General features: G+C 36.8%; 3 protein-coding genes. 1 reads left to right on the top strand and 2 read right to left on the bottom strand.

The window, feature by feature from the left end; all coding sequences use genetic code 11:
• On the bottom strand, nt 1-451 hold a 451-nt coding region (gene tpx, locus AC22ZQ_RS14200), incomplete at its 3' end, for a thiol peroxidase (RefSeq protein ID WP_318959418.1).
• A 78-nt stretch (nt 452-529) separates the two neighbouring features.
• Nucleotides 530-1048 (bottom strand): hypothetical protein, encoded by a 519-nt coding sequence (locus AC22ZQ_RS14195; RefSeq protein WP_318959417.1) that lies wholly within the window; start codon nt 1046-1048, stop codon nt 530-532.
• Nucleotides 1049-1149: 101 nt separating this feature from the next.
• Here AC22ZQ_RS14195 and AC22ZQ_RS14190 point away from each other — a divergent pair.
• Nucleotides 1150-2254, top strand: a 1105-nt coding sequence (locus tag AC22ZQ_RS14190; RefSeq protein WP_318959416.1) for a BaiN/RdsA family NAD(P)/FAD-dependent oxidoreductase, incomplete at its 3' end; no start/stop codon positions are given.

Here is a 2254-nt window from a genome sequence, read left to right as displayed (position 1 = left end):
CTGGAACCAGTTCCGTATGTTGTACAATTCCATTTTCATCTACTACAACTATCGCTCTTGCATGCAGCGCATAAAGAGCTCCATTTTCTATTTCTAGACCGTAATCGGCTCCAAAACTTCCTTTGGCGTAGTCGGATAACATCTCAACATTCTCAATTCCTTCTGCACCGCAAAATCTTTTTTGAGCAAAGGGTAAATCTCTAGAAATGCACAATACTTTTGTGTTGTCTAATTGTGCTGCTTTTTGATTGAAGGTACGTACGGATGTTGCACATGTACTTGTATCTACACTAGGGAATATGTTTAAGATCAAACGCTGACCTTTGTAATCCTCTAGGTTTTTACGTGATAAATCACCCGCAATTAATTCAAAGTTGGGAGCTTTTTTTCCCACTTCAGGAAGATCGCCTGAAGTCATAACTTCAGCTCCCTTTAATTTCGTTTTCGCCATCTTGTTTTATTTTGATTTGAAAATAGTCTTTTTAATGAAACAAACGACGAAGGATATTGTTGGAAATCAAGAATTGTCTTAAGCAAAAATCTTCATTTTCCTGATGTGCTCTTTTTCGTTTCTGGGTTGCCTAGACTTAATCGAATATCTTTCAGAATCTTTATCAAAACGAATGTTTTCGTTTGCTTTTTTAACGAGCTCTATACGAACTCCTTTTTGATACATCACATTGCAAAGGTCTTCTGTCCAAAAGTTGTCTTCGGTGAAAACAAGTTTACTACCCGTCTTCAGAAAAATAAAGGTTCTATAGTTCTTACCAATTCCAAACCCTTTAATACGAACAAAATCAATTTCATCATACAATATATGCTGTTTCTTGATCAGTAAATTTACCTGTACTTCATTGTCGAAGAAAAGAGCAGAATAAAATCCTTTGTGCATTTGAATCATTAAGAAGAGCGAACCCGAGCAAATGATTATTGTCGATAAAGTATTTTGATGTTCAATAATTGTATTAAAGAATAAAATGGAAAATAGCCATAAGGTGGGTAAGTTAAAATGTTGTTGAAGACGTGCTTCTAAAAGTGGTGTGTTCATGTTGTTTATTTTCGGTGGCGAATGTAGTAAAAGCCGATAAAATCTGCATATTTTGAAATATGTTTTCTAGGCAAAGCTCAATAAAAGCTTATTTTTACCACATGTCCAAAAAATCCATTGCAGTAATAGGTTTAGGTCCTGCAGCCTTGTTTTTCGCCGCTTTTGTAGATACTACAAAATATCAGGTTACCATTTATGAAAAGAAAAAACAGGGTGGACGTAAGTTTCTAGTAGCTGGGAAAGGTGGATTTAACCTCACTCATTCTGAACCGATAGACGAATTTATTGCACGCTATACTCCCTATGAATTTCTAGCGCCAGCCTTGCGTCATTTTTCTAATGGCGAATTACGAAACTGGTTAAAAGAGATAGGGATTCCGACCATTATAGGTAGTAGTCATAGGGTTTATCCAGAAGATCATATCAAACCTATTGAAGTATTGAACACGCTTTTGGAATACGTGCAAGGAAAAGGTGTTGAAATTGTTTATGAACACGAATGGATAGGATGGGGAGAAAAGCATGCGCTTAGGTTTGCCCCGGATACTTTGGTGAAAGCAGATAAAGTTGTTTTTGCCTTGGGAGGAGGAAGTTGGAAAATTACCGGTTCCGATGGAGCTTGGTTAGATGCTTTTGAAAAACAAGGGGTGAAAGTTCTTCCTTTCAAAGCTTCGAATTGTGCTTATACTGTAGATTGGGAGAAACAATTCATTGCTCAAAACACAGGACAACCCTTAAAGAATTGCAGCTATTCTGCAGGTGGACAAACGCAAAAAGGTGAGGTAGTTATTACCGAAAATGGAATTGAAGGAAACGCTGTGTATGCTTTGAGTCCAGACCTGAGAAATTCTTTGGAAAAAGAGGGGAGTGCTTGCTTAGAAATAGACTTTAAGCCCAGCTGGCCGAAAAAGAAGGTGTTAGATGTACTTCAAAATTCTCGTTTAACAAAAATGACAGATATTTTGAAAAAGGATGTCCGTTTAAGTAAGGTTCAAATAAATTTACTCAAAGCCATCACCTCGAAAGAGGAGTTCCTCTCCAAAAAACATATGGCACATTTAATAAAAATTTATCCTCTTCAAATTACAGGACAAGCTCCCCTCGATGAAGCTATCTCAACCGTAGGAGGTGTTCCTTTAGATGCTTTGAATGAGCGTTTTGAATTGAAGGTAATTCCTCATCATTATTGTATTGGTGAAATGTTAG

The sequence above is a fragment of the Lishizhenia sp. genome, from assembly GCF_057456495.1.
The sequence above is the reverse complement of the archived record's forward strand: the minus strand, read 5'-3'. Positions and strand labels throughout refer to the sequence as shown.